Source organism: Streptomyces sp. NPDC045021, assembly GCF_056432645.1.
Window position 1 is genome coordinate 356245 of sequence record NZ_JBWKIQ010000003.1, and the last position, 26740, is coordinate 382984.

General features: G+C 71.1%; 21 protein-coding genes. 11 read left to right on the forward strand and 10 right to left on the reverse strand.

Annotated elements, in window-relative coordinates; genetic code table 11:
* Window positions 1-66: 66 nt before the first annotated feature.
* Window positions 67-1011, forward strand: a complete 945-nt coding sequence (locus AC07DC_RS12885) for a DMT family transporter (protein WP_478914409.1) — start codon at window positions 67-69, stop codon at window positions 1009-1011.
* On the opposite strand, the gene AC07DC_RS12890 is transcribed toward AC07DC_RS12885, so the two are convergent.
* Together AC07DC_RS12890 and pepN (AC07DC_RS12895) are read right to left on the reverse strand one after the other, a co-directional pair.
* A complete protein-coding gene (locus AC07DC_RS12890; RefSeq protein WP_478914410.1) occupies window positions 995-2416 on the reverse strand; it encodes an ATP-binding protein in 1422 nt (473 codons plus the stop codon). The two genes, AC07DC_RS12885 and AC07DC_RS12890, sit on opposite strands and share 17 nt — an antisense overlap.
* A 160-nt stretch (window positions 2417-2576) precedes the next feature.
* Window positions 2577-5156, reverse strand: a complete 2580-nt coding sequence (pepN, locus tag AC07DC_RS12895; protein WP_478914411.1) for an aminopeptidase N — start codon at window positions 5154-5156, stop codon at window positions 2577-2579.
* A 184-nt stretch (window positions 5157-5340) separates the two neighbouring features.
* On the opposite strand from pepN (AC07DC_RS12895), the gene AC07DC_RS12900 reads away from it, so the two are divergent.
* Together AC07DC_RS12900 and AC07DC_RS12905 are read left to right on the forward strand one after the other, a co-directional pair.
* Complete coding sequence (locus tag AC07DC_RS12900) at window positions 5341-6210, forward strand: ABC transporter ATP-binding protein (RefSeq protein ID WP_478914412.1); 870 nt, start codon at window positions 5341-5343, stop codon at window positions 6208-6210.
* Complete coding sequence (locus AC07DC_RS12905) at window positions 6207-8738, forward strand: FtsX-like permease family protein (RefSeq protein WP_478914413.1); 2532 nt, start codon at window positions 6207-6209, stop codon at window positions 8736-8738. The genes AC07DC_RS12900 and AC07DC_RS12905 overlap by 4 nt, the downstream gene beginning before the upstream one ends.
* A gap of 100 nt (window positions 8739-8838) precedes the next feature.
* Here the strand turns inward: AC07DC_RS12905 and AC07DC_RS12910 are convergent, their stop codons facing one another.
* The 3 genes from AC07DC_RS12910 to pepN (AC07DC_RS12920) all read right to left on the reverse strand — a co-directional run bounded on the left by AC07DC_RS12910 (window position 8839) and on the right by pepN (AC07DC_RS12920) (window position 16311).
* Window positions 8839-12159 carry a S8 family serine peptidase gene (locus tag AC07DC_RS12910; protein ID WP_478914414.1) on the reverse strand — a complete coding sequence of 1107 codons (3321 nt, stop codon included), beginning with the start codon at window positions 12157-12159 and terminating at the stop codon, window positions 8839-8841.
* Between the two features lie 155 nt (window positions 12160-12314).
* Window positions 12315-13322, reverse strand: coding sequence for a hypothetical protein (locus tag AC07DC_RS12915; RefSeq protein WP_478914415.1), 1008 nt, complete (start codon window positions 13320-13322; stop codon window positions 12315-12317).
* 412 nt (window positions 13323-13734) lie between these two features.
* Window positions 13735-16311, reverse strand: coding sequence for an aminopeptidase N (pepN, locus tag AC07DC_RS12920; RefSeq protein WP_478914416.1), 2577 nt, complete (start codon window positions 16309-16311; stop codon window positions 13735-13737).
* A gap of 150 nt (window positions 16312-16461) precedes the next feature.
* Here pepN (AC07DC_RS12920) and AC07DC_RS12925 point away from each other — a divergent pair, with 150 nt between their 5' ends.
* Both AC07DC_RS12925 and AC07DC_RS12930 read left to right on the forward strand, forming a co-directional pair.
* Window positions 16462-17100 carry a mycothiol-dependent nitroreductase Rv2466c family protein gene (locus AC07DC_RS12925; protein WP_478914417.1) on the forward strand — a complete coding sequence of 213 codons (639 nt, stop codon included), beginning with the start codon at window positions 16462-16464 and terminating at the stop codon, window positions 17098-17100.
* Entirely contained in the window at window positions 17100-17486 is a 387-nt protein-coding gene (locus AC07DC_RS12930; RefSeq protein ID WP_478914418.1) for a VOC family protein, read from the forward strand. The genes AC07DC_RS12925 and AC07DC_RS12930 overlap by 1 nt, the downstream gene beginning before the upstream one ends.
* Window positions 17487-17573: 87 nt before the next feature.
* Here AC07DC_RS12930 and AC07DC_RS12935 read toward each other — a convergent pair whose 3' ends face one another.
* Window positions 17574-17918, reverse strand: coding sequence for a Fe-Mn family superoxide dismutase (locus tag AC07DC_RS12935; protein ID WP_478914632.1), 345 nt, complete (start codon window positions 17916-17918; stop codon window positions 17574-17576).
* Window positions 17919-18300: 382 nt separating this feature from the next.
* On the opposite strand from AC07DC_RS12935, the gene AC07DC_RS12940 reads away from it, so the two are divergent.
* On the forward strand, window positions 18301-18903 hold the full coding sequence (locus AC07DC_RS12940) for a biotin transporter BioY (protein ID WP_478914419.1): 603 nt from the start codon (window positions 18301-18303) through the stop codon (window positions 18901-18903).
* 61 nt (window positions 18904-18964) lie between these two features.
* Here AC07DC_RS12940 and AC07DC_RS12945 read toward each other — a convergent pair whose 3' ends face one another.
* Window positions 18965-20410: an amino acid permease gene (locus tag AC07DC_RS12945; protein WP_478914420.1), complete on the reverse strand. Its 1446-nt coding sequence runs from the start codon at window positions 20408-20410 to the stop codon at window positions 18965-18967.
* A 148-nt stretch (window positions 20411-20558) separates the two neighbouring features.
* Between AC07DC_RS12945 and AC07DC_RS12950 the strand changes: the two genes are divergently transcribed.
* Window positions 20559-21044, forward strand: coding sequence for a ribose-5-phosphate isomerase (locus tag AC07DC_RS12950; protein ID WP_478914421.1), 486 nt, complete (start codon window positions 20559-20561; stop codon window positions 21042-21044).
* Between the two features lie 7 nt (window positions 21045-21051).
* The gene (locus tag AC07DC_RS12955) at window positions 21052-21876 is read left to right on the forward strand and encodes an Fpg/Nei family DNA glycosylase (RefSeq protein WP_478914422.1); all 825 of its coding nucleotides are present in this window, start codon (window positions 21052-21054) and stop codon (window positions 21874-21876) included.
* Between the two features lie 9 nt (window positions 21877-21885).
* Here the strand turns inward: AC07DC_RS12955 and AC07DC_RS12960 are convergent, their stop codons facing one another.
* Window positions 21886-23118 (reverse strand): GNAT family N-acetyltransferase, encoded by a 1233-nt coding sequence (locus AC07DC_RS12960; protein WP_478914423.1) that lies wholly within the window; start codon window positions 23116-23118, stop codon window positions 21886-21888.
* A 112-nt stretch (window positions 23119-23230) separates the two neighbouring features.
* Between AC07DC_RS12960 and AC07DC_RS12965 the strand changes: the two genes are divergently transcribed.
* Together AC07DC_RS12965 and AC07DC_RS12970 are read left to right on the forward strand one after the other, a co-directional pair.
* On the forward strand, window positions 23231-24373 hold the full coding sequence (locus tag AC07DC_RS12965; protein ID WP_478914424.1) for a SpoIIE family protein phosphatase: 1143 nt from the start codon (window positions 23231-23233) through the stop codon (window positions 24371-24373).
* A 229-nt stretch (window positions 24374-24602) separates the two neighbouring features.
* Window positions 24603-24797 (forward strand): hypothetical protein, encoded by a 195-nt coding sequence (locus tag AC07DC_RS12970; protein ID WP_478914425.1) that lies wholly within the window; start codon window positions 24603-24605, stop codon window positions 24795-24797.
* Here AC07DC_RS12970 and AC07DC_RS12975 read toward each other — a convergent pair.
* A complete protein-coding gene (locus AC07DC_RS12975) occupies window positions 24762-25775 on the reverse strand; it encodes an asparaginase (RefSeq protein WP_478914633.1) in 1014 nt (337 codons plus the stop codon). The genes AC07DC_RS12970 and AC07DC_RS12975 overlap by 36 nt on opposite strands.
* A gap of 117 nt (window positions 25776-25892) precedes the next feature.
* Between AC07DC_RS12975 and AC07DC_RS12980 the strand changes: the two genes are divergently transcribed.
* Entirely contained in the window at window positions 25893-26345 is a 453-nt protein-coding gene (locus AC07DC_RS12980) for an Lrp/AsnC family transcriptional regulator (RefSeq protein ID WP_138357640.1), read from the forward strand.
* Here AC07DC_RS12980 and AC07DC_RS12985 read toward each other — a convergent pair.
* Entirely contained in the window at window positions 26314-26703 is a 390-nt protein-coding gene (locus tag AC07DC_RS12985) for an arsenate reductase family protein (protein WP_478914426.1), read from the reverse strand. The two genes, AC07DC_RS12980 and AC07DC_RS12985, sit on opposite strands and share 32 nt — an antisense overlap.
* Between the last annotated feature and the right edge of the window lie 37 nt (window positions 26704-26740).

Below are 26740 nucleotides of genomic sequence, written 5' to 3' on the forward strand. Positions count from 1 at the left end.
AACATTCGATGGACCTGATCGTTCGGCCGGTGTGACAGTGGGGACACCGCCGACCGAAGGAGCCTCGTGACCGTCCTGGACCACGCCCCCGCAACCACTGCACCCCGCACCGCTCGCCCGGCCCGTTCCACCGCCGGAGGCGGCCTGGTGCTCGCGGCGGTGGCCACCGTGGTGTGGTCCGGGAGCTTCGTCGTCGCGCGGGCGCTGCACGACAGCGTGCCGCCCGTGCAGGCGGCGTTCTGGCGATGGGTGATCGCGCTCCTCGCGGTCGCGCCGTTCGCGGCGGGGCAGGCGCGGCGGCAACGGGCGCTGCTGAGACGTCACTTCGGGTACATCGCGCTCGCGGCGCTGCTCGGCATCGCCGTGTACAACACGCTGGTCAACCAGGCCGGGGTCAGTACCTCCGCGAGCAACATGGGCATGATCATGGCGGCGGCGCCGGTGCTGATCGCCGCCTTCGCCCGGCAGCGCATCGGTGGACGGCGGGCCGTGGGGCTGGTGACGGCGCTCGTGGGCGTTCTGACCCTGCTGGGCAAGGGCTCTCCGGCCGCGCTGCTCCGTCTCGACTTCACCACCGGCGACCTGTGGATGCTCGCCGCCGCCGGGTCGTTCGCCGGGTACAGGGCGCTGCTGCGCCGCAAGCCGGCGCGGATCGGCCAACTGCCGTTCCTCTTCGCCACCTTCGCGCTCGGCGCGACCCTGCTGTCGCCGGCGTACGTGGTCAGTCTGGTGACGCAGGGCGGCTTCGCCCCCTCCGCCGGGACGGTGGGACCGCTGCTCTACGTCGGGGTGTGCTCCTCGGCCGTCGCCTTCTTCGCCTGGAACAAGGCCATCTCGCTCATCGGCCCCGCCCGCGCCGGAATCGTCTACTACCTGCAACCCGTCTGCGTCGCCCTGCTCTCCTTCGCCCTCCTCGGCGAGCACACCGGCCCGCTGCAGATCCTGTGCATGGTCCTGATCCTGGCCGGCGTCGCCCTCGGCGCCTCCGGCCCGGTCACCGCCAGGCGGTGATCAGCTCGTCGGGCCCCACGGCCTGGACGCCATCCACCGACACGCCGCTGCGCGCCACCGCGACCAGCGGCGTCGAGGTGTCCGCCCCCGGCAGCTGCGAGCGATGGACGATCAGTTTCGCGAGGTCGTGCGCGTCGAAAGGCCGGTTCTCCAGCCACTTGATGGAGCCGACGGCGGTGATGCGCTTGGCGATCGGCCCGCGGTCGGCCGCGACGACATCGATCTCGGGATCGTTGTTGCGGGTCCAGTAGCCGCCCACCGCGCCGGTGTCGTCGGGTACGCCGCCCGCCCGCATGCGGAAGAGGGCATCGCGCACCACGGGTTCGATCGCTCGTCCGCGCCACGAGGTCCACGTCTGCAGGATGCGCGCGAACGTCAGGTCGCCACGGCCGCGTTCGATCTCGGACATGTACGGGCCGAGCAGGGCGAGCCAGAAGCGCAGATGCGGATCGGCGACGTAGTAGCGGGTCTCCTTCGAGGGGCGGGTCGACAGCGGGGTGACGGCCTCCACCACACGCTTGGCGGTGAGCAGTTGGAGCGAGCGGTTGAGGCTGGTGGGGGCGAGATCGCCGGCCGCCCGGCCGATCAGCGTGCGCGTCCGCTCACCCGAACCGATGGCCCCCAGCACCAACCGCGCCTGTGCGTCGGCCGGGAACTCGGCCGCCAGCGACCGTTCCCCGCTCACGAGCAGCGCGGAGGTCGGGTCCTCCACGACCTCGGCGAGGTAGTCGAAGACTCCCGCGCCACGCGGCCACTCCTCGAGCACCAGCGGCAGCCCGCCGGAGACGAGGAACGCGTCGAACGCGTCGGCGGGCGGCAGTTGCAGCATGTCGGCCACGTCGGCCGGGCTCAGCGCGGGGACCACCATCTCGGTGCCGCGCTGGTGGAACGGGCGGTCGTAGTCGTTGAGCCGCTCCATCATGGCCAGGTCGGAGCCGACGCAGAGCAGCAGCACCGGCTTCCTGGACAGCTCGCGGTCGAAGAGCTTCTGGAGGGTGCCCTCGAAGCCCGGATCGTTCTTGATCAGGTACGGCATCTCGTCGAGGACGACGGCGCTCGGCCGGTCGTCGGGCAGGGCGGCGACCAGCAGGCGAAGGGCGGCGTCCCAGTCCCTGGGCGACTGGCCGACCAGCGTCGCGGCGCCCGGCAGGTCGGATGCCGCGGCGGCCTCGACGAACATCCGCAGGTCCGTGTCGGCGGTGGACTGCTGCGAGGCCGTGAAGAAGACGCTCGGCAGCCCGGACCGCTCGATGAACTCCTCGACCAGCCGTGACTTCCCGACGCGGCGGCGGCCGCGGATCAGCATCGCCTTGCCCGGCCGCCCGGTCCGCCCGCCGTCCGCGACAGGCCGCAGCATGCGGTTGAGCGCGGCCAGCTCCCGCTCCCGGCCGATGAAGTTGTCCACCGCGGCCACCCTGTGATCAATAGGTCCAAATATGGTACATCCAAAATTGAACATACCAGAAATGGATGTGTCGTGCGTCACGCCGAACATCGTCGCGCCGGACATACGGGAGGCCCCGGACCGTGCGGGCCGGGGCCTCCCGTACATGTTCCGTGCCCGACTACGCGGTGGCCGCCGCCGCGTCGGCCGCCTGGGCCTTCAGGGCGCGTTCCACGCCGGAGCGGGCCTCGATGACGAGCCGGCGCAGGGCCGGCACCGGGGTCGCCGAGGCGAGCCAGGCGTCGGTGGCGTCCAGGGTCTCCTGGGAGACCTGGAGGGACGGGTAGAGACCGATCACGATCTGCTGGGCGATCTCGTAGCTGCGGGAGTCCCAGACGCCCTTGACCGCGCTGAAGTACCGCTCGGTGTAGGGCGCGAGGAGCTCACGCTGATCGGTCTGGACGAAGCCGCCGATCGCGGCCTCCTGCACGGAGTTGGCGAGCTTGTCGTCCTCGACGACCGCGGCCCAGACCGCGGCCTTGGCGTCGGCGGTCGGACGGGCGGCGCGGGCGCCGGCCGCATGCTCCTCGCCGGCCGAGGTCGGGTCGAGGGCGAGCTCGGCCGTGATGGCCTGCTCGTCGGCCCGGCCGGTCGCGGCGAGCCGGTGCAGCAGCGACCAGCGCAGCTCGGTGTCGACGGCCAGGCCGTCGATGACCTGCGTGCCGTCCAGCAGCCCGGCGAGCAGCTCCAGCTGCTCCGGGGTGCGGGCGGTCGCCGCGAAGGCGCGTGCCCACGCGAGCTGGTGGTCGCTGCCGGGAGCTGCGGCGCGCAGCTGCTCCAGTGCGGCCTCCGTCCAGCGGGCCAGGCCGGTGTCGCGCCAGGCCGGGTCCGCGTACAGGTCGAGCGCGAGCTTGAGCTGACGGTGCAGCGACTGGACGACGCCGATGTCCGACTCCTTGGTGACGCCGGAGAGCACCAGTTCCAGGTAGTCGCGGGTGGCGAGCTCGCCGTCGCGCGTCATGTCCCAGGCCGCGGACCAGATCAGGGCGCGGGGGAGGGACTCGGTGAAGTCGCCGAGGTGGTCGCGGACGACGGCGAGGGACTCGTCGTCGAGGCGGACCTTGGCGTACGTCAGGTCGTCGTCGTTGAGCAGGATCACCGCGGGGCGCCGGGTGTTCTGCGGGAACGGCACCTCGGTCAGCTCGCCGTCGACATCCAGCTCGATACGGCTGGTGCGGACCAGCTTGCCGTCCTGGAGGTCGTAGCAGCCGATGGCGATCCGGTGCGGCCGCAGCACGGCCTCGCCCTTGGCGCCCGCCGGCAGCGCCGGGGCCTCCTGGCGGACCGCGAAGGACGTGATCGTGCCGTCCTCGGCGAGCGTGATCTCCGGGCGCAGGATGTTGATGCCCGCGGTCTCCAGCCACGCCTTCGACCAGCTCTTCAGGTCACGGCCCGAGGTCTTCTCCAACGCGCCGAGCAGGTCGGAGAGCTGGGTGTTGCCCCAGGCGTGCTGCTTGAAGTACGCCTGCACACCGGCGAAGAACTCGTCCATGCCGACGTAGGCGACGAGCTGCTTGAGCACCGAGGCGCCCTTGGCGTACGTGATGCCGTCGAAGTTGACCAGGACGTCGTCGAGGTCGTTGATCTCCGCCATGATCGGGTGGGTGGACGGCAGCTGGTCCTGCCGGTACGCCCAGGTCTTCATGGAGTTGGCGAACGTGGTCCACGAGTGCGGGAACTTGCTGCCCGGCGCGTACGCCTGGCAGGCGATCGAGGTGTACGTGGCGAACGACTCGTTCAGCCAGAGGTCGTTCCACCACTCCATCGTGACCAGGTCGCCGAACCACATGTGGGCCAGCTCGTGCAGGATGGTCTCGGCGCGCGTCTCGTACGCCGCGTCCGTCACCTTGGAGCGGAAGACGTACTGGTCACGGATGGTGACCGCGCCCGCGTTCTCCATCGCGCCCGCGTTGAACTCCGGCACGAAGAGCTGGTCGTACTTGGCGAACGGGTACGGGAAGTCGAACTTCTCCTCGAACCAGTCGAAGCCCTGCCGCGTGACGTCGAAGATCGCGTCCGCGTCCAGGAACTCGGCCAGCGACGGGCGGCAGTAGATCGCCAGCGGGACGCTGCGGCCCTCGCCCTCCCAGGTGCTGTGCACGGCCGTGTACGGGCCGGCGATCAGCGCGGTGATGTACGAGGAGATGCGCGGCGTCGGCTCGAAGCGCCAGACGTTCTCCTTGACGTCCTCGGGCTTCGGCGTCGGGGAGTTGGAGATGACCGTCCAGCCCGCCGGGGCGGTCACCGTGAACCGGAACGTGCCCTTGAGGTCCGGCTGCTCGAAACTGGCGAAGACTCGGCGCGCGTCCGGCACCTCGAACTGCGTGTACAGATAAGCCTGCTTGTCGACGGGGTCGACGAAACGGTGCAGGCCCTCACCGGTGTTGGTATAAGCGCAATCCGCGACGACGCGCAACTCGTTGCGGCCGGCCAGGAGCGACGGCAGGGCGATGCGCGAGTCCGCGAACACCTCCGACGGGTCGAGCGCGGTGCCGTTCAGCACCACCTCGTGCAGGGTCGGGGCGACCAGATCGATGAATGACGACCCCGCCTTCGCGGCGTCGAAACGCACCGTGGTCACCGAGCGGAAGGTGCCCCCGTCCTGCGCACCGCTCAGGTCGAGGTCGATCTCGTACGCGTCCACGGTGAGAAGGCGAGCACGCTGCTGCGCCTCCTCGCGGGTGAGGTTCGTGCCAGGCACGGTAGGCCACTCCTTAATGAGACTGACCGCCATCCTCGCACGCTGCGGAGGCCGTGATCAGGGTCTGCACCAGCTCCGGCCTCGGGTTTTCCCCACCCCCAAGAGGCCGGGAACCGGCATGGCCGCGGGCACCGGGTGATCCGTAACTTCGGAAGGGTCGTCGGCAACCGAAACAGAGGACCTCATGCGACTCCGGTCGAAGCACTCCACCACCGCCCCCACGGCCCCCGCAGCACCGCAGTACCCGCCGCGGACCAGCGGCGACACCGCTTACAGCGGTGCCGGAGCGGTGTCCGGTGCGGCCGTCGAGCTGCGCTCGGTCCGTCGCACCTACGGCCGCGGCGACTCCACGGTGCACGCGCTGCGCGGCATCGACCTGGCGCTGCCGCGGGGCAGCTTCACCGCGGTGATGGGTCCCTCCGGCTCCGGCAAGAGCACCTTCCTGCAGTGCGCCGCCGGGCTCGACAGGCCCACGGCGGGCTCCGTACTCCTCGGGGGCGACGACATCACCGGCCTCAACGAGAACAAGCTCACCCGGCTGCGGCGCAGCCGCATCGGGTTCGTCTTCCAGTCCTTCAACCTGCTGCCGTCACTGACCGTGCAGCAGAACGTCCTGCTGCCGCAGCGGCTGGCCGGTGTGCGCCCCGACCGGCGGCGGGCGGGCCAGTTGCTCGCGCAGGTCGGCCTCGAGGGGTACGGGGGGCGCCGGCCGGGACAGCTCTCCGGCGGCCAGCAGCAGCGCGTGGCCATCGCCCGCGCCCTGATCACCGCCCCCGAGGTGGTCTTCGCCGACGAACCGACCGGCGCCCTGGACACCAACACCGCCCGCGAGGTGCTGGGTCTGCTGCGGCACGCCGTCGACCGGCTCGGCGCCACCGTCGTCATGGTCACCCACGATCCGGTCGCGGCCTCCTTCGCGGACCGGGTGCTCTTCCTCGCCGACGGCGCGCTCGCCGGCCACCTGGAGCGCCCGGAGCCGATGGAGATCGCGGACCGCATGGTCGAGCTCACCACCGGCGCCCGCCCGCAGGACGTTGCGAGGGCCGCCGCGTGAACGGTCTCGCCCGCGCCTCCGTGCGCTTCCGGCCGGCGTCCTTCGCCGGGACGTTCATCGCTCTGCTCTTCGCCGCCGCGATCATCACCGCCTGCGGCACCCTGCTGCAGACCGGGATCGTCGCGCACCTCACGCCCGAGCGGTACGCCGGTGCCCCGGTGGTCGTCGCCGCCGAGCAGCACGCCCGGATGACCGTCGGCCACGGCGAGGACCGCGACGAGGATTCCGAGCCGCTGCCCGACAAGGCCCGCGTCGATGCGGGTCTCGCGGACCGTATAGCCCGCGAACCGGGCGTCGCCGCGGCCGTGCCCGATCTGTCGTTCCCCGTGCAGAGCAAGTCCCTGCCGGCGCTGACCGGCCGCGACTGGTCGGCCACCGCGATCACCGCCACCACCCCGACCGCGAACGCGCTCGCCGAGGGCCGCGCCCCGGCGGCGGGCGAGGTCGTCCTCGACGCCGCGACGGCGCACGCCGCGAAGCTCTCCACCGGTGACGCCGTCACCCTCACCGCGCCCGACCGCACCGGCAGTTACCGGATCTCCGGCCTGACGGCGGAGCGGGCCGGGACCGCCACCGCGTGGTTCGACGACGCGTCGGCGGCCCGGCTCGCCGGGCACCAGGGCCAGGCGGACGCCATCGCCGTCTACGCACGCGCCGGAGTCAGCACCCGGCAGCTCGCCGAACAGGTCGGGCACGCCGTCGACGGCCACGCCCTGGTGAAGACGGGGGACGCCCGAGGCGAGGTCGAACACACCGAACTCGCCGGCGGCAAGGAGATGCTGATGGGGCTGGGCGGATCCTTCGGCGGCATCGCCGCCATGACCGCGGTCTTCGTCGTCATGGGCACCGTCGCCCTAGCCATCGGCCAGCGCAGCCGGGAGATCGCCCTGCTGCGGGCGATCGGCGCGACCCCGCGGCAGATCCGCCGCACCGTGGCCACCGAGGCGGTCATCGTCGCCCCGCTCGCCGGGGCGCTCGGCATCCTGCCGGGGCTGGCGCTCGCCCACTGGTGGTTCGGCCAACTCCTCGACCGTGACGCGCTGCCCGCCGGACTGCAGCTGTCCACCGGCTGGATCCCGATGGTCAGCGCGGTCGGCGCGGGCCTGCTCGGCTCGCTCGTCGCCGGCTACCTGGCCGCCCGCCGGCCATCCAAGGCCCGGCCCAGCCAGGCGCTGGGCGAGGCCGCGGTGGAGCGGCGGCGCCCCGGGATCGTCCGTACGGTGCTCGGCGCGGCCGCCCTCGCCGGTGGCATCGTCGTGGCGTCGCTCGCGGCCCACGCCACGGGCGAGGACGCGGCCAACATCGCGCTCGGCGTCGTGATGCTCTTCATGCTCAGCGTGGCCCTGCTCGGACCGGTCGTCGCCGGGCTCGCCGCCGCCGTTCTCGGAGCGCCGCTGCGGGTGGGTGGAGCGCCGGGGGCGCTCGCCGCCGCCAACACCCGTGCCAACTCCCGCCGGCTGGCCTCCGCGATCACCCCGATCGTGCTGGTCATCGCCTTCTGCGGCACGTTGGTCTTCATGCAGAGCACCATCAAGCACGCCTCCGCGGAGCAGGTGCGCGACGGTGTCGTCGCCGACCAGATCGTCAGCGGCACCGGCGCCGGACTGCCCGGCACGACCGCCGCCGAGGCGGCGCGGGTGAAGGGCGTGGACGCGGCCGTCGGCGTACTGCGCACCGGCGTCCTGTACCGGACGGCCGGCGCGTTCAGCACCGCCTCCACGCTGGGGGTCTCCGGGAGCCCGGCCGACCTGGCCAAGGTGCTCGACCTCGGCGTCAAGCAGGGCACACTGTCCGGGCTGGCGGGCAACGACACCGTCGCGCTGGACACGCTGCTCGCCGGCGGCGCCGACGTCTCGGTCGGCGACCGCATCGAACTGCGGCTCGGCGACGGCGCGACGGTGCGTCCCCGGGTCGTCGCGGTCTACGAGCGCGGCCTGGGCCTCGGCCAGGTGGTGATGGCACGCTCGGCGGTCGCCGGACATGTGTCGGCCGCGTACGACAGCCAGGTGCTCGTCCGTGACGCGGCAGGCGCCGACCGGGCCGCCGTCGCGAGCGCGCTGCAGCGGCTCGACGCCCCGGGCGTCGCGGTCACCGACCGGGCCGGCTACACCGCGCAGGTCGACAAGGACCTGGAGCTCAACGCCTGGGCGAACCGTGTGATGGCCGCGGTACTCGGCGGATTCGCCGCCGTCGCGGCGGCCAACACCCTGGTGATGACGGTCCTCGACCGGCGCCGCGAGGTCGCCCTCCTGCGGCTGGCGGGCACCACCCGCCGCCAGGTGCTCGGGATGATGCGCTGGGAGGCACTGCTCGTCGGCACCGCGGGCCTCGTGATCGGGACGGCCATCGCCTGGGCGACGCTCACCCCGATCGCCCGCGGGCTGACCGGTGGCGCCCCGTACGTACCGCCCACCGTCGCGGCCGCCATCACCGGCGGAGTGCTCCTCCTGGGCCTGGCCGCGACCGGCCTCCCGGCCCGCGCGCTGCTGCGCACCCGCCCCATGGAGGCGGGCGCCGGGCGGGAGTAACGGACGGCGAGCAGCGGGCGCCGGGGGCGCAACGCGACGGGGCGAGTGCTCGTGAGAGCACCCGCCCCGCCGTACCGCGGTCCTACAGCTGATCAGGTGGTCAGCTGGTGACCTTCTTGATGATGACGCTGCCGACTCCGGCGACGGTGCCGCGGGAGTTCAGGAGCTGCACCTCACCGAAGAACTGACGTCCTTCGGGGGCCGGGGACGCGGCCACGACCTGCGCGGAGAAGGACGCCGAGGCGCCGTTCGCCAGCGAGACGGTCTTGGTCTCGTCGACCTTGACCTGGCCGAGCGAGTCCGCGAAGTACACGTCCTTGTAGTCGTACTCCGTGGTGCCCGCCGGGACCGAGTAGCCGGTCACGACGATGGTGTACGTACCGGCCGCCGGGTTGGCGAGGCTGACCGCTTCCTCGGAGTCGCCGTCCGCGGACGAACCGACCTTGGTGGAACCGAGGTAGACCTCGAGGTCGAGGTCGGCGCCGGTGTCCGAGGTGGAACCGATCGCCACGTCGAGCCGGGAGGCGCCGGGGCCGACGACGAGCGTCGTCTCCTTCGTCTCGCCCTGCGCGATGGTCGGGCGGGCGGTCAGCGCGGAGCCGAGGGCGCCGCCCTTCAGCTTGCCGTCAAGGGCGGCGAAGCCGTTGGTGACCTTCCAGTTGACCGCGGCGGGGGTACCGACCTTGGCCTCGTCGAGGGTCTGCACGGCCGGGTCGAAGGTGACACCCAGCACCGACGCCGTGACGGCGTACGGGTTGTTCAGCAGCGGCGAGGTACGACGCGCCTCGACCTCGATCTCCCAGACGCCCGGCAGCGGGTTGGCGTACGACCGCAGGTCCGGACGGCACTTGTTGTTCGGGTTCACGTAGTTGAGGTAGCACGACGGGGTGGACGTGTCGTCCATCGGAACGCCGTACGGGTTGATCGCGATGAACCGGGTCTGGCTGGTCGCCTGGATGCCGCCGAGGGCGATCTCCAGGGACTTGGCGCCGGCCGGCACGTTCAGGAAGTACGAGGTGGTGCTGTTGCGCTGCACCACGCCCGACTCCTTGGTGGAGAAGGCGGGCTGGGCCAGCGGCTTCGAGACCACGACAGTGGCCAGGATCTGCTGGTCGGTGCCCTTGGTGCGCTTGTCGTCGACGGTCAGGATCACGCTGTGCAGACCCGTGGTCTTCGCCTTCGCGGTGACCTTGACGGTGACCGGCACGTTCAGCGGCAGCGAGACCTCGCTGCTGCCGGCGAGCTTGAAGGTGCCGTCGTTGTTGACCAGCGCCAGCGAGTGCTTGACCGGGCGGTCGGAGCCGGTGGTGCGGGTGATGGTGACGTCGTACGTCCGGGTCTGGCCGGTCTTGAGGCCGCCCTCCCGGTCGTAGATGCCGGTGCCGAAGCCCGGGGTCTTCAGGAACGCCGACAGCGCGGTGTTGACCGGAGCCTTGACGGTGTACTCGTTGGCCGAGACACCCGCCTTGATCAGGTTCCAGGCACCGTTGATGTCGATCAGACCGGAGCCCTCTTCGTACGCCTGCGTGCCCGCGATGTGCTTCGCGGAGCTGGTCAGCGCGGTCCGCAGGGCGGCCGGGTTCAGGGCGATGTTCTTCTGCTTCGCGGCGGAGATCAGCAGTGCGCCGGCGCCCGCGGCCTGCGGGGAGGCCATCGAGGTGCCCTGGAGCATCGCGTAGCCGGGCGGCAGGCTGTAGCCGGCCTCGGCGACCGGGCTGCCGGCCTCCCAGGTCGGGACGGTGTTGATCGAGGCGCCGGGCGCGGTGATGGTCGGCGTGAAGCCACCGTCCTCACGCGGGCCGCGCGAGGAGAACGGCATCATCGCGTACGCCTTGTCCACCTGCGAGCCGTAGTTGGCCGCCCAGGTGTCCTTGGAGATCGACGCACCGACGCTCAGGACCTTGTCGGCCAGGCCGGGGTCACCGATGGTGTTGGCACCCGGGCCGCTGTTGCCGGCCGAGATGACCAGCTGGACGCCGTAGGTGTCGATGAGGCGCGTGTACAGCTCGGCGCGCGCGTTGTTGGCGTCGTTCAGCGCGGGCAGGCCGCCGATGGACATGTTCACGATGTCCACGCCGTGGTTCACGACGAGGTCGATCATGCCCTCGGTGAGCGCGACGTTGGTGCAGCCGCCGCTCCAGGTGCAGGCGCGCGAGGAGACGATCTTCGCGCCGGGAGCCGCACCGCTCATCTTGCCGCCGAACAGGCCGTTCGCGGAGGTGATGCCCGCGACGTGGGTGCCGTGCTCGGACTGGACGAGGCCGATGTTGACGAAGTCGGCCTTCTTGCCGACCCAGTCGCCGCCGTACGGGTCCGTCGGGACGTCCTTGCGGATCTGGACGACGAACGGGATCGACTCGGAGATGGCGGTGTCCGGGTTGTCCGTCCCGAAGTGCGCGATCTGGAAGCCGTTCTTGTACGGCTTGAGCGCCTCGTCGTCGCTGAAATCGCCGTTGTTGTTCAGGTCGACGCGCACGGTGCCCGCGGCGGCGTCGTAGAGCACGCCCCAGACATCGGTGGTGTCGCCGTCACGGTTGAGGTCGCCCGCCATGTCGCCGCCGACCGTCGCGGCCTCGGAGAACAGGTTGAACTTGTAGGCGCCGGCCGGCGCGGTCCAGGTCCGTCCGGCGATGGTGAAGCTGGGGCCCGCCACATCGGCCGTCATCCGGCGCCAGGTGGCGTCGCCGTCGGTTATGGGGTCGGTCGCGGTGACCCAGTCGACGATCTTGCGCTCGCCGGTGGTGGTCTTCTGCAGCGCCGGGTGACCGAGGTCGACACCGGAGTCCAGGATCCCGATGGTCACGCCGCGGCCGTCGGCCTTGGGCTGGTTCTTGACGAAGTCCACCGCGCCGGTCTCGAAAGCCGGCTGGTACGGGTTCTTCACCAGGGTGCTCGCGCTGGGACCGGGGTAGGTCTTCGCGGCCTTGGCCTTGGCCTTCACCGTCGCGCCCTTGGCGGTGTCCGCCACGGGCGTCGGGTCGTCGAGCGCGATCTCCTGCTTGAGGTCGATGCCGTGGACCGCGGTCAGCTTCTGCGCCTTGGCGATCGCCGCGTCCGCCTTGGCGGTCGGGACGGTCGCGCGCACGTAGCCGAGCTTGTCGTAGGTGCTCCCCACCGAGGCACCTGAGGCGCCGAGCTGATCGACGACCTGCTTGGTGGCGCCGGGAGCGGTGGCGATCATCATCGTCACGGTCTTGTCGCCGTCGGACTTGGCCTTGGCCAGGAGCGCGGCGTCGGCAGAACCGAGCTTGTCGGTGGAAGCCTTGACCGGGGCTGAAGCGGGGCCGCCGGCCGGAGTGCCGCTGGGGGCGTTGTCGGCGAACGCGGTGGCGGACCCGGTCGCGGCCAGTGCGGCCACCAGGCCCGCGGCGAGCGCGACGCGGGCCACGCGTCTCTTGGCGCGTATGTGATCGAGAGGCATGGGCATCCTTGTTCGGAAAACGGTGCCGGTTGACCGCTAAGAGTCACGTAAGCGACCGGTGTTTGTGGAGAGTTGTCCGAGGCAGGATGGGGACATGACGCATTTCCGCCATACGCCATGCCAGGCAAAGCGCGCGTAAAGGAGTAAAGCGCCGGTCAACTCGGAGTCACGACGACGTAAGCGGCGGGAGTCCGGTCCGACGAAGCCATCAGCGCGGTCCGCACGACGGTCGCCTGCTGGTCCAGCGCGTCCCGCAGCTTCTTCGGGGTGAGGTGCACGACGGTGATGCCGAGCCCCTCCAGATGCTCGCGCTTCTGCGCGTACTGCGACCACAGGGCGTCGTCGTCCTGGCGGGGTCCGCGCGCGTCGATCTCCAGCGCCACCGCGTGCTCCGGCCAGTACGCGTCCACGCTGCCCAGCGACGGTCCGCCCGGCAGCCGCAGGTCGACGTGCCACACCGGGTCCGGCAGCCCGTAGCAGGTCACCATCTCGTACAGCCGGCCCTCGGCGAGGGCCCGGCCCTCCGCCAGCAGCGCGTCCACCGCGTCCACCACGTGCGCCCGGGACAGCAGCCGCGCCCGGGTCAACTCCCGGACCACCGCGGCGGCCTCGCAGTGCCCGCCGCGCACGGCCTCGGTGAGCAGCCGGCGTACGGTCTCGGCGTCGTCGAGGTCCGCCACCGCGTCGGCCAGCGCGCGCGGTACCGGGGCGCACGGCAGCCCGGTCACCTGCTGCGGTCGGGGCAGCGTGTGCGCCCGGTGGATCGCCACGTCGCCGGCGTCCCGCAGCCGTCGCTGGCGCGGAACGAGGACGTCGATCCGGCCGATCCCCAGCAGCGGCGGCACCGAGGAGAACCGGTGCAGCGCCAGCGCCGCGAGCCCGGTGACCATCGCCTCGCCGTCGCCCGGCCCGCCCGTGGTGCCCGGTTCGCAGCCCGCGTACAGCAGCGCCGCCCGCAGCCGTTCCTCACTGGTGGGCGGTCCCGCGTGCAGCAGGAACACCTGCGGCAGCAGCTGCTGCCACGGGCCGCCGGGCCGGCAGCGTTCCGCCAGGGTGCTCGCCGTCACGCCGTGCTCACGGAGCTGACGTGTCGTCAAGATCCTTTGCTGGGTGCGGGAGAGGTGGTCCAGGGGGCGCGGGGTGTGCGGTGCGTTGTGGTTCATGTCGGGTCAGTTCCGCCGCCGGACCGCCCGCTAACCGCTGTTACACAGCCGTCGACAAACCGGGACAACTCCGCACTAAAGTTCAGGCGTTCGGATGCCGATGGGCGGTTTTCACCTATTCGGATGACGGGCGGTCGGGCGTCGGGCGGCCGAGCTGCGGAAGCGTGCCCGCCGCACGGCGGAACCCCGCCGGGTCACCGATCGATCGGGTGACGCGACGGGGTTCGGGAACCGCGGGTCCGGGGGAGAGCTAGTGCTCTGACCGGAAAGGTTCACCGGTTCGCGACGCCCGGCACGGCACCTCGCTGCGTTGTCGGAGTCGTCCGAGTACGCCCGGTACGAGGACGATCCTCCGCCTTGCGATGCACCGCGCCGGCCGCCGCGAACCAGGCAAACCTTTCAGGCCAGAGCACTAGCTGTCGATGGCCTGGGCGCGCAGCGCGCGGGACAGGTCGTCGCCGGCCTCCAGGACCAGCCGGCGCAGGGCGGGCGCCGCGTCCGCGTGCGCGTCGAGCCACGCGGCGGCCGCGTCGACGGTCTCCTGGGCGATCCGGTACCTCGGGAAGAAGCCCCGCACGATCGCCATGCCGATCTCGATCGAGCGCTGCGACCAGATCCGGTCGATCATGTCGAAGTACCGATCGGCATAAGGCGCGAGCAGCTCCTCCTGGCCCGGCTGGCCGAACCCGGCGATGCTCGCCTCGACCAGCGCGTTCGACAGGGTGTCGGATTCGACGACGGACGCCCACACCTGCGCCTTGACCGCGGCCGACGGCCGGGCGGCCAGGCAGCGCACCTGGTGCCGCCGGCCGGAGGCGGTGTCGTCGCGGGCCAGTTCGGCCCCGATCCCGACCTCGTCGACCTCGCCCTCGGCGGCCAGCGGCTCCAGGAAGGACCAGCGCAGCTCCTGGTCGATCTCCAGACCGTCGATCTTGGCGCCCCCTTCCAGCAGCCCGCGCAGCAGTTGGAGATCGGCCGCCGACGAGGCGACCGAGGCGAAGAACCGCGCCCAGGCGAGCTGGTGCCCGCTGCCCGGCTCCGCCTGCCGCAGTTCGGTCAGCGCGCCGTCGGCCAGCATCCTGGCGCCCTCGGCGCGCCACTTCGGGTCGGTGTACTGGTGCAGCGCGGTCCGCACCTGCTGGTGCAGCGACTGCAGCACGCCGATGTCGGACTCCTGCCCGGCGAACCGCAGCACGAGGCCGATGTAGTCGCGGGCCGGCATCAGCGCGTCCCGCGTCATGTTCCACACCGCCGACCAGGCCAGCGCCCGCGCCATCGGGTCGGACAGGTCGCCCAGGTGCCTGCGCAGGGTGTCGAGCGAGTCCGGGTCGAAGCGGATCTTGCAGTACGTGAGGTCCTCGTCGTTGACCAGGATCAGATCCGGCCGCTCGGCGCCGGCCAGCTCCGCCACGATCGTCCGCGATCCCGTCACATCGGTCTCGGCGCGGGCGTAGCGCTCCAGCGCGCCGCCCGCGGCCCGCCGGTACAGGCCGACGGCGACGCGGTGCGGCCGCAGTTCGGGGTGGGACGTGGCGGCGGTCTGCAGGACGGACAGCCGGGTGATCCGGTCCTCGGAGTCGTACACGGCCTCCGGCGTCAGCGAGTTGACGCCCGCGGTCTGCAGCCAGGCGCGGGACCACTGCGCCATGTCCCGGCCCGAGGTCTCCTCCAGCACCGCCAGCAGGTCCGCCAGCGTGGTGTTCCCGTACGCGTGGCGCTTGAAGTAGCGCCTGGCCGCCTCCAGGAAGGCGTCGGCGCCGACATAGGCGACGAGCTGCTTCAGTACGGACGCGCCCTTGGCGTACGTGATGCCGTCGAAGTTGAGCTTGGCGTCCTGCAGGTCGTGGATGTCCGCGGTGACCGGGTGCGTCGAGGGCAGCTGGTCGGCCCGGTACGCCCACGCCTTGCGGCGGTTGGCGAAGGTGATCCAGCCGTCGGTGAAGCGGGTGGCCTCCACCTGCGAGTACGCGCCCATGAAGTCGGCGAACGACTCCTTGAGCCACAGGTCGTCCCACCACTGCATGGTGACCAGGTCGCCGAACCACATGTGCGCCATCTCGTGCAGGATGACGTTGGCCCGGCCCTCGTACGCGGCCTGCGTCACCTTGCCGCGGAACACGAACTCCTCGCGGAACGTGACGCAGCCCGGGTTCTCCATCGCGCCGATGTTGTACTCGGGCACGAACGCCTGGTCGTACTTCCCGAAGGGGTACGGGTAGTCGAAGGTGTCGTGGAAGAAGTCCAGGCCCTGCTTGGTGACGGTGAAGATGTCGTCCGCGTCGAAGTGCGGAGCGAGCGAGGCCCGGCACAGCGCGCCGAGCGGGATGTCCAGCACGGTGCCGTCGTCGAGGGTGCGCGAGTAGTGGTCGCGCACCACGTGGTACGGCCCGGCGACGACGGCCGTGATGTACGTCGAGATCGGCTTGGTGGGGGCGAAGTCCCAGGTCGCGGAGGAGGGGTCGGCTTTCCGCGCGGGGCCGGCCTGAGCCTCGTTGCTCAGTACGGTCCAGTGCGCGGGCGCGGTCACCGAGAAGGTGAAGGGCGCCTTGAGGTCCGGCTGCTCGAAGGTGGCGAAGACCCGGCGGGCGTCGGCCGGCTCGTACTGCGTGTACAGGTACGTCTCGCCGTCCTCCGGGTCGGCGAACCGGTGCAGCCCCTCGCCGGTACGGCTGTACGCGCACCGCGCGTCCACGGTGAGGACGTTCTCGGCGGCGAGGTCGTCCAGCGCGATCCGCGTCCCGTCGAACACCGCCGCCGGGTCCAGGACCCGGCCGTTCAGCACCACGGACTCGACGGACGGTGCGAGCAGGTCCACGAAGGTGGCCGCGCCCGGCTGCCCGGAGCGGAAACGGATCGTGGTCACCGAGCGGAACGTGTCCTCGTCGGGCCGGGTGGCCGACCGCAGGTCGAGCGCGACCTCGTATCCGTCGACCGACAGGATCCGGGCGCGTTCGCGGGCCTCGTCGCGGGACAGGTTCTCACCGGGCACTGATGACTCCTTTGTCAGCATCGTCGATCGATTCGAATACTCCCACGCCACACCAATGGGCGACAGGCGGGAATGCGGCCCCCGATCCCGAGGTTTCCGAGGTACGAGCACTCCTGTGCCCTGTTGTTTTGTTCCTGAGGAGACGAAGAAGTGACCACAGGCGAGAAGACCCCCGTCGACTTCTGGTTCGACCCGCTGTGCCCCTGGGCGTGGATGACCTCGCGCTGGATGCTGGAGGTCGAGAAGGTCCGGCCGGTCGAGGTCCGCTGGCACATCATGAGCCTGGCCGTCCTCAACGAGCCCAAGCTCGACGAGCTGCCCGAGCGGTACCGCGAGCTGCTCGGCCCCAAGGGCTGGCGGCCGGTGCGCGTGGTGGCCGCGGCCCAGCACAAGCACGGTGACGAGGTCGTCGGAAAGCTCTACACCGCGCTCGGTACCCGGATCCACAACCGCGGCGAGGGCGCGACCCTCGAGGCGATCGCGGGAGCCCTGGAGGACGCCGGGCTCCCGGCGGACCTGATCGACTACGCGGACAAGGACACCTACGACGCCGAGGTGCGCGCCTCCCACAAGGAGGGCATCGACAAGGTCGGCCAGGACGTCGGCACCCCGGTCATCGCCGTTCCCGGCGCCGACGGCGAGCAGATCGCGTTCTTCGGCCCGGTCGTCACCCCCGCCCCCAAGGGCGAGGCCGCGGCCCGCCTGTGGGACGGCACGCTGCTGGTGGCCTCTATCCCCGGCTTCTACGAGATCAAGCGCACCCGGACCGCCGGGCCGATCTTCGACTGATGCCGCACCTCGGACTGGTGACCCTCGTCGTCCGCGACTACGACGAGGCGATCGCCTTCTACACCGGCGCTCTCGGCTTCGAGCTGCGCGAGGACACCCCGCGCGACGACGGCAGCCGCTGGGTGGTCGTCGCTCCGCGCGGGTCGCAGGGGACCGGGCTGCTCCTGTCGCGCGCTTCGACCCCCGAGCAGGAGGCGCGGATCGGCGGCCAGACCGGCGGTCGCGTCGGGCACTTCCTGAACACCGACGACTTCGACCGCGACTACAAGCACATGGTGGCGGCCGGCGTCGTCTTCGAGGAGGAGCCCCGGCACGAGGTCTACGGTTCTGTCGTGGTCTTCCAGGACCTGTACGGCAACCGCTGGGACCTCATCGAACCCCGCTGATCCCGGTCGGCAGGAGAGGGTGAAGGCCCCCGCGCGACACCACCGCGCGGGGGCCTTCGGCTTCCGGGGCGCCCTGGCCGACAGGACCTACGGCGCCAGCAGCAGCCCACTCGCCCGCTCCGTCGCGGCGGCGAACCTGGCCTGGACGTCCTGCCAGTTCACGACGCGCCACATCGCCTCGACGAAGTCGACCTTCTGGTTGCGGTACTGAAGATAGAACGCGTGCTCCCAGGCGTCGAAGACGAGCAGCGGAATGCTGCCCTGGCCGACGTTCCCCTGGTGGTCGTAGATCTGCTCGACGATCAGCCGCTCGCCGAGCGGCTCGTACGCCAGTACGCCCCGGCCGGAGCCCTGCGTGGTGGCGGCGGCCTTGGCGAGCGAGAAGATCATCCGCGACGAGCCGTACAGATTGGCGTTGAGCGCCGACAGCAGGAGGGGGACGGTGGAAAAGGCTGTGGGCTTTGGTGGGACCCCACAGTGTTCCCATGGCCGGCCGCGCTCCGCAAAATCCGTCCCCGCCGGACGCGGAGCCCCGCGCCGATCGTGACGAGCATCACGTGACCTGCTGAAACAAGCGAAACGCAAGCGCGGCGGCGGAGGCCGGCCGCTGCAGGGAACTCTCCAAGTCGGCGAGCACGCCTTTGTCGTCTATCGACGGTGATCTTGGGTTGTCGGCTGCGCTAGCGTCGCGGCGTCACCTGTACGAACCCCGCACGCATCTGTGTGAACCGAACTCGCACGCACCTGTGCGAACCCGAAACCCGCACGCACCTGTGCAATCCGGCCCAGCCGGCCTCTCACCCACGGAGTACCGATGAGCACCGCTGCTGTCTCTGACACCCGGACCGGCACGGTCCTCGCCGATCTGCTCCCCGCATCCTCGGCCGCCCGCGCCCGGGTGCGCGATGTGGCGCTGGTGCTCGGCGGGGCCGTACTCACCGGCCTGGCCGCGCAGCTCTCGGTGCCGGTCCCCGGCTCCCCGGTCCCGGTCACCGGCCAGACCTTCGCGGCGCTGCTCGTCGGCACCGCGCTCGGCGCCCGCCGCGGCTTCGCGGCTTTGGCGCTGTACGCGGTCGCGGGCGTCGCCGGTATGCCGTGGTTCGCGGAGGGCTCGTCCGGCTCCGCCATGCCGAGCTTCGGCTACATCCTCGGGATGCTGCTCGCCTCGGCCGCCGTGGGCGCGCTCGCCCGCCGCGGAGCGGACCGCACCGTGCTGCGGACCGCCGGCGCCATGGTGCTCGGCAGCGTGATCATCTACGCGGTCGGCGTGCCGTACCTGGCACTGGCCGCGCATCTCTCCCTTGGCAAGGCCGTATCGCTCGGCCTGACGCCGTACCTTCTCGGTGACGCGCTCAAGGCGGCGCTGGCGATGGGCGTGCTGCCCGCCGCCTGGCAGCTGGTGGGGCGCCGGGGCTGACGACCCCGCAGCACGGCGGCCCGGCCCCTCGGGGGACCGGGCCGCCGTGCTTTTACGGCACCTACAACCGGGTGACGGCGTTCCGGCGACCGCTCTGCATCCGCTCGCGGACCAGCGAGATCGCGATGACCACGGCGGCCACCAGCAGCGACAGCAGCACCTGCGGCCGGCCGTCCTTGTCGGTGAGCATGTAGACGAGCACGAACGAGATCATGCCGATCGTCGCCCACGTCAGGTACGGGAAGAGCCACATCCGCACGATGAGCTTCTCCGGTTCCTCACGCTCGATGATCCGGCGCATCTTCAGCTGCGAGAAGCAGATGACCAGCCAGACGAAGAGCGCGACCGCGCCGGACGAGTTGAGCAGGAACTTGAAGACGGTGTCCGGCCACTCGTAGTTGAAGAAGACGGCGACGAAGCCGAACAGGACCGATCCCAGGATCGCGTTCCGCGGCACCCCGCCCTGGCTGGTGAGCGCGAACTGGCGCGGCGCGTCACCGCGCTGCCCGAGCGAGAAGGCCATCCGGGAAGCGGTGTACAGGCCGGAGTTGAGGCAGGAGAGCACGGCCGTCAGCACGATGACGTTCATGATCTCGCCGGCGTGCGCGATACCTATGGAGTCCAGGGCCGCGACGTACGAGCCCTTCTTGGTGATCGCCGGGTCGTCCCACTTCAGCAGGGACACCACGATGAGGATCGAGCCGAGGTAGAAGACGCCGACGCGCCAGATCACGCTGTTGGTCGCCTTGGTGATCGCCTTGCGCGGGTTCTGGGACTCGCCCGCCGCGAGGGTGACGATCTCGCTGCCCATGAACGAGAAGACCACCATCAGCACACCGGTGAGGATCGCGCCCGGGCCGTTCGGCAGGAAGCCGCCGTGCCCGGTGAGGTTGGCCATACCGACCGCTTCGTGGTCGGAGCCCGGCAGGATGCCGAAGGCGGCGAGGCCGCCGATGACGATGAAGGCGGCGATCGCGACGACCTTGATCCCGGCGAACCAGAACTCGAACTCGCCGTACGAGCCGACGGAGACCAGGTTGGTCGCGGTCAGCACCGCCATCACGATCAGTGCCCAGGCCCACTGCGGGACCGAGGACACCCAGCCGTGCAGGATCGTCGCACCGGCCGTCGCCTCGACCGCCAGCACCACGACCCAGAAGAACCAGTAGAGCCAGCCGATGGAGAACCCGGCCCAGCGGCCGAGTGCCCGGTCCGCGTAGGCGGAGAACGAGCCGGATGTGGGGTTGGCCACGGCCATCTCGCCCAGCATCCGCATGACGAACACGACCATCGTGCCGACCAGGGCGTACGAGAGCAGGATGCCCGGGCCTGCTGTCGCGATGCCGGAACCGGAGCCGACGAACAGGCCGGCGCCGATGACACCACCGATCGCGATCATCGACAGATGGCGGTTTTTCAGTCCGGCCTGGAGACCGGACGACTGCTGTGGAGCCTTGTCGTCCTGTTTGGGGGCGTCGGTCACAACTGAGGGGGGAAGTGAGCTCATGGGGTCGCATCCAATACCCGGAACGACCACTTACGGAACAGCGAAGGACAGCTGAGGCCAATTCGTTGCTTTAACCTCAAATAACCCTCAAGCGCGCCCGATGCCCCCCTGACCTCTGCCCGCCTTCGGACATGCCACACTCGTCCGTATGCGCGTGTATCTCGGCTCCGACCATGCCGGCTTCGAACTCAAGAACCACCTCGTCGACTGGCTCAAGGCCAACGGCCATGAGGTGACGGACTGCGGTCCGCACATCTATGACGCGGAGGACGACTACCCGCCGTTCTGCCTGCGGGCCGCGGTGCAGACCGCCGCCGACCCCGGCAGCCTCGGCATCGTCATCGGCGGCTCCGGCAACGGCGAGCAGATCGCCGCCAACAAGGTCAAGGGCGTCCGCGCCGCGCTCGCCTGGAGCGAGCAGACCGCCGCGCTCAGCCGTGAGCACAACGACGCCAACGTGATCAGCATCGGCGGCCGGATGCACACCGAGGACGAGGCGACCAAGTTCGTCGAGATCTTCCTCGCCACCCCGTACTCCGGTGAGGCGCGGCACACCCGCCGCATCGACATGCTCTCGGCGTACGAGAACACCGGCGAACTCCCCCCGATCCCGGCCCACCACCCGCAGGGCTGACCGCACGATGCCCGAAGGGCACACGATCCACCGGCTGGCCGCCGACCACTTCGAGAGGTTCGGCGGCCGTCCTGTGCGGGCGAGCAGCCCGCAGGGCAAGTTCTCCGACAGCGCCGCGCTCCTCGACGGCGCGGTCCTCGACCGCGTCGACGCCCACGGCAAGCACCTGTTCCTGGGCTTCGAGGTGACGGGCTGGGTCCACATCCACCTCGGCCTGTTCGGCAAACTCGGGTTCGGCGACGGCAAGGCCCCACCGCCCACCGACACCGTCCGGCTGCGGCTCGCCAACCCCGACGCGTACGCCGACCTGCGCGGGCCCACCACCTGTGCGCTGATCACCGACGGCGAGAAGCGCGCGATACACGCCCGGCTGGGCCCGGACCCGCTGCGCCCGGCGGACAATCCGGACACGGCATGGGCGCGAATCTCCAGGAGCCGCACCACCATCGCGGCGCTCCTGATGGACCAGAAGGTCATCGCGGGGGTGGGGAACGTCTACCGGGCCGAGGTCCTCTTCCGGCTCGGCATCGACCCGTACCGCCTCGGCCGCGACATCACCCGCGCCGAATGGGACGCGATGTGGACCGACCTCGCCGCCCTGATGCGCGAGGGCGTGCGCAACAACCGCATCGACACCGTGCGCCCGGAACACGAACCCGAAGCGATGGGCCGCCCGCCCCGCCAGGACGACCACGGCGGCGAGGTCTACGTCTACCGCCGCACCGGGCAGCCGTGCCTGATCTGCGACGGAGAGATCCGCACGGCCGGCCTGGCAACAAGAAACCTCTTCTGGTGCCCGCGCTGCCAGGGGCGGCCCGAGGCGGCGGGCTAGAGCGACCTGCTAGAACCCGTGCGGCAACCACGGCCTGACGTCGCTCCCGAACGCCGCCGACGCCTCCGCCAGCGCGCCGGGCCGCAACTCCGTCACTCGCCCGGCCGCCGCCAACGCGCCGAGCGAGAACCCGCCCAGATACGCCGCCCCCAACTCCCGCGCCGAGAGCGCAAGATCCGCCGCGTCATCGGTACGGGCACACGTCGCGCCCTTCGCGTCGCCCGCCAGCCGCCAGCGCCCGGCGTTCCACGGACAGAACGCGTCCTCGACGTCGAGCACCACGTCCACCGCGGTCGCGTACGTACGCGCCTCCAGCGCCGCCCCGACGTCCACGGTCCGGACGAACAACCCGTCGCGGACGCCGATGCCGCACCGCCGTACGTCGGAGACCAGGTGCAGTACCGGGTCGTCGGCCGGCCGGTTGCGGATCTGGACCGAGGACGTCAGGTCGATGTCGAACAGGAAGTTCCACAGCGCGGCGTAAGCCACCGGGTCGAGCGCCTCGACGTCGCGCAGCAGTACCGTGCCGTCGGGCCCGGCCGCCGCGCTCCACCGCGGCTTCACCGCGTACCGCGCGTACCCGCGCACCTCCCCGTCCACCTCGGCGAGCACGCACAGCAGCTCGCCCGCGCCGTCCCGCATCGACTTCGGGTCGATCAACGGCAGTTGGTCCCAGCCCGGTTGCCGGGCGAGCATCCCCGGCCGGGCGGCGACCCGTCGCGCGTACACCGCCTCGCACGTCTCCCGTGCCGCCGCGGGCGCCACGATCCGCAGCCGTACCCGGTCGGTCCCGGCGGGCAGGTCCAGCCGGACGCGCGTGGTGTCGATCTCCAGCCGCATCTGCTCCGTCGCCTGGCCGTACCCGAAGCGGCCGTAGATCGCCGGCTCCGAGGCGGTGAGCACCGCCAGCGGCTCGCCCGCCGCGTGCACGTCCTCGAGCTGTCTGCGCATCATCGACGTCAGCACGCCGCGCCTGCGGTGCGTCGGCTGCACGCTCACCATCGTCACGCCGGCCGCCGGCACGAGCGCGCCGCCCGGCACCGACAGCCGGAACGAGAACGCCCCCGCAGTGCCGGCGATCTCGTCCTCGTCCCAGGCCGCGAGGGACCGTTCGCACTCGGTCAGCTCCCGCCACAGCGCCCGTTCCTCCCGGGACTCGGCAGGACCTCCGAAGGCGCGCTCCAACTTTGCGTACCAGTCGTCCCACTGCCCGGCGTCGAGCACCCGCAATTCGGTCGTCATACACCCTGCCTACCAGCCCTCTTGCCGGGATGCGAGCGCATTTACCGCAGGCAGCGACCCACCGTCCGGGGAATCGACGTGCCGCCGAAAGGGTGGGTAGGGTCGCCGGAACATGGGTAAGGACGCGGCAAGAGACAGTCTCGGAACCCGGTGGCGCCGGTCGCTGCACAGGGTCCGCCTCGGCCTGCGCAAGTCCGCCGTCGACTACTTCCGCGGGGACGCCTCGGACTGGCTGGCACTGACCGTGCTCATGCTCACGATCCCGGCCCTCGCGTACACCACCATCTGCATCCCCCTCTGGTGCCCGCCCAGCGCCCTCGTGCTGCCGATCCTCACCGGCGGCCTGCTGCTGCGCCCGGCGAGCCTCCTGGTGCTCTACACGACCTCCGCGGTCGCCCTGGTCGTCGAGTCCGCGGTCCTCGGCCCGTACCGCGAGGGCCCGTCCACGGTGACCCCCGGCACCGTCCTGGTGGTCTCCGCCGTCGCCCTGTCCGGGCTGCTCATCGCCCAGTTCCGCAGCCGGGTCGGCGTGCCGTGGCGGGGTGGCCACACGATGCTCTTCGACCTGCGCGAACGGATCCGCGTGCAGAGCCGGCTGCCGAAGCTGCCGGCCGGGTGGCACGCGGAGATGGCGCTGCGCCCGGCCGGCGGCCAGTCCTTCTCCGGCGACTTCGTGGTCGCCACCCGCACACTGGGCGGCCGGGTGCTCGAAGCGGTGCTGACCGACGTGTCGGGCAAGGGCATGGACGCCGCGTCCCGTTCGCTGCTGCTGTCCGGCGCCTTCGGCGGCCTGCTCGGCTCGCTGCCGCCGCACGCGTTCCTGACCGCCGCCAACGGCTATCTGCTGCGGCAGAACTGGGACGAGGGCTTCGCGACCTCCATCCACCTGGTGCTCGATCTGGAGAGCGGCGACTACGAGTTGCTCTCGGCCGGACACCTGCCCGGCGTCCAGCTCAGCGCCGGAACCGGCCGCTGGGAGGAGATGGCGGCGGAGGGCCCGCTGCTGGGGGTCTACGACGGCGCCGAATTCCACGGCGTCAAGGGCACGTTGCGGTCAGGCGATGTTCTGCTGCTGTTCACCGACGGCCTCGTCGAGGCCGCGGACCGGGACATCACCGAGGGCATCGACCGGCTCATCGGCGAGGCCGACCGGTTCGTCGCCACGGGATTCCGCGGCGCCGCCTGGCGGTTGATCGAGGCGGTCGCCAAGGACGTCAACGACGACCGTGCGTTGCTGGTCGTGTGTCGTGACTGACGGCGCGGCGTCCCCTCCGGCACCGCCGTCACCACGCCCCCCAACACCGCTGGCCCGCACGCCAGTTCGCCACCCCTGTTCTTGAGGCCGCCTGTTTGTGGCCGGGTTGTCGTGGAACGATGTGGTTCCCGGGTCCATAGTGTCGGTGCTTGGTGGCACGATGGATGTGGCGCGGGGGCGCGGCGACTCCCCGGACCGTTGCGGCGTACCGAAGAGGAAGTGATCCGCTGTGGCCATCTCCCTGTCCGTAGTCCTGTTGTTGGGCATCATTCTGGTGGTCATGATCAGGGGGAAGTCGATCAAGGTCGGCCCCGCGATAGTGGCCGCCCTGTTCGGCTTCTTCATCGCGTCGACCAACATGGCGCCCTCGGTCAACCGATTCCTCACCTCACTTGCCGACACCATCAACCAGATAAAGCTCTGACGTCGAGTCCACGATCCGGCGCAGCGCGGCGGGGCGTTCCGTGCGGTCGGGGGTGGACAGCAGTGCGGACAGCACCGCGATGCGGGCCTGTCCCGCGCGCAGCGTGCCGGCCAGCACGGCGCCCGCCTCGACCAGGTCCACCGCTCCGCCGCCGGTGTAGATCGGCGCCACCGCGCCGGCCGCCACCCGGGTGCTGACCGCGACGAGGACGCCGGCCGCCACCGCCCGGCCGACCGCGGCCGCGAAGTCGGGGGTCGCGTTGCCGGCGCCGGTCCCGACCAGCACGATGCCCTCGGCGCCGGCGGCCAGCGCGGCGTCGAACAGCACCGGGTCGGCGTCGCTGTGGTGCATCACGATGTCCACCCGCGGCGGCCGTACGCCCGCGGCGGGCAGCGGCAGCGCCTCCGGCCGGGGGCGGTGCCGCCCCCAGGTGACCCGGCCGAACTGCACCCGGCCCAGCGGCAGCCCCGTCGGGTCGGCGAACGCCTGGACGTCCACGGTGTGCTTCTTCACCGTTCCCCGGGCCGCGTGCACCAGCCCGCCGAAGGCGATGACCGCGCCGATGTCCCGGCCGGTGGAGGCCGTCAGCAGCGCGTCGTAGAGATTGCCCGCCGCGTCGCCGTCGGTCGCGTCGAGCGGCTTCTGCGCCCCGGTGAGCACGACCGGCCTGCGGTCCGCGTGGTGCAGGTCCAGCAGGAAGGCGGACTCCTCCAGGGTGTCCGTGCCGTGCGTGACGACCACACCGTCGACGGCCGGGTCGGCCAGCACCTCGTGCACCGTGCGCAGCAGTTCCAGCTGGTGGGCGGTGGTCAGCCGGGAGCTGTTGACCGTGAACAGGTCGACGACCCGCACGTCGACGCCCTCGGGGATCGCCCCCGCGGCCAGCACTTCCAGGCCCGCGGCCTCCGCCGCGTAACCGGCTCCCTGCCACCTGCTGGCTATCGTGCCCCCGGTGCTGATGACGACGATGTGCGGCACTGTGACCCGCTTCCGCGTGTTGTCTGATAAGTCCACAGCAAGGATATGCGGATATAGGCAACATTTGATTGCTGATTACGGCGCGAAATGGCGGGGACAGTGCTAGAAAATGTCACCATGGACGCCATCGACAGACGAATCTTGCGCGAGTTGCAGGCCGACGGCCGGCTGACCAACCAGGAGCTGGCCCAGCGGGTCGGCCTCACCCCGTCCCCGTGCCTGCGCCGGGTGCGCCAGCTCGAGGACGACGGGGTGATCCGCAGCTACCGCGCCGTTGTCGAGCCGGCCGCCGTCGGACGCGGCTTCGAGGTCTTCGCCTCCGTCGAGGTCCGCCGCGACCGCGACTCCGTCGCCGCCTTCGAGGCCCAGCTCCAGTCCACCCCGGACGTGGTCGAGGCCTACCGCCTCTACGGCGCCCCCGGCTGCCTGCTGCGCATCGCCGTCGCCGACAGCGAGGCCTACGAGCGCTTCTGGACCGAGAAGCTGATCTCCCTCCCGGGTGTGAGCGACGTCAACTCTCAGATGATCATGAAGCGCATCAAGGCCCCCCAGGGCGTCCCGGTCGACTGACCCGCGCCAGCGCGTCGCGGACCGCGTCCTCGGTCCGGGCGACCTGGGCCGTGCCGTCGTCCGAGGTGATGATCGGGCGCTGGATGAGCGAAGGGTGGGCGGCGAGGGCGTCGATCCAGCGGTCGCGGTCCGCGGGGCCGCGGCCCCACTCCTTCAGACCCAGCCCGGCGGCGGCCGGCTCCTGCGTCCGGGCGATGTCCCACGGCTCCAGCCCCAGCCGCTCCAGGACCGCCCGCAGTTCGGCCGCGTCCGGCGGGTCCTCCAGATAGCGGCGGACGGTGTACTCCGCACCCTCGGCGTCCAGCGCGCTCAGCGCCGAGCGGCATTTCGAACAGGCGGGATTGATCCAGATCTCCATGCACAGCACCCTAGAACGCGTCCGGCCCGTGTCCAGG

Coding starts and splice junctions, on each gene's coding strand:
- AC07DC_RS12900 (WP_478914412.1), top strand. CDS start 5,341: ATGCGACTCCGGTCGAAGCACTCCACCACCGCCCCCACGGCCCCCGCA.
- AC07DC_RS12910 (WP_478914414.1), bottom strand. CDS start 12,159: ATGCCTCTCGATCACATACGCGCCAAGAGACGCGTGGCCCGCGTCGCG.
- AC07DC_RS12915 (WP_478914415.1), bottom strand. CDS start 13,322: ATGAACCACAACGCACCGCACACCCCGCGCCCCCTGGACCACCTCTCC.
- AC07DC_RS12930 (WP_478914418.1), top strand. CDS start 17,100: ATGCCGCACCTCGGACTGGTGACCCTCGTCGTCCGCGACTACGACGAG.
- AC07DC_RS12940 (WP_478914419.1), top strand. CDS start 18,301: ATGAGCACCGCTGCTGTCTCTGACACCCGGACCGGCACGGTCCTCGCC.
- AC07DC_RS12945 (WP_478914420.1), bottom strand. CDS start 20,410: ATGAGCTCACTTCCCCCCTCAGTTGTGACCGACGCCCCCAAACAGGAC.
- AC07DC_RS12950 (WP_478914421.1), top strand. CDS start 20,559: ATGCGCGTGTATCTCGGCTCCGACCATGCCGGCTTCGAACTCAAGAAC.
- AC07DC_RS12955 (WP_478914422.1), top strand. CDS start 21,052: ATGCCCGAAGGGCACACGATCCACCGGCTGGCCGCCGACCACTTCGAG.
- AC07DC_RS12960 (WP_478914423.1), bottom strand. CDS start 23,118: ATGACGACCGAATTGCGGGTGCTCGACGCCGGGCAGTGGGACGACTGG.
- AC07DC_RS12965 (WP_478914424.1), top strand. CDS start 23,231: ATGGGTAAGGACGCGGCAAGAGACAGTCTCGGAACCCGGTGGCGCCGG.
- AC07DC_RS12980 (WP_138357640.1), top strand. CDS start 25,893: ATGGACGCCATCGACAGACGAATCTTGCGCGAGTTGCAGGCCGACGGC.
- AC07DC_RS12985 (WP_478914426.1), bottom strand. CDS start 26,703: ATGGAGATCTGGATCAATCCCGCCTGTTCGAAATGCCGCTCGGCGCTG.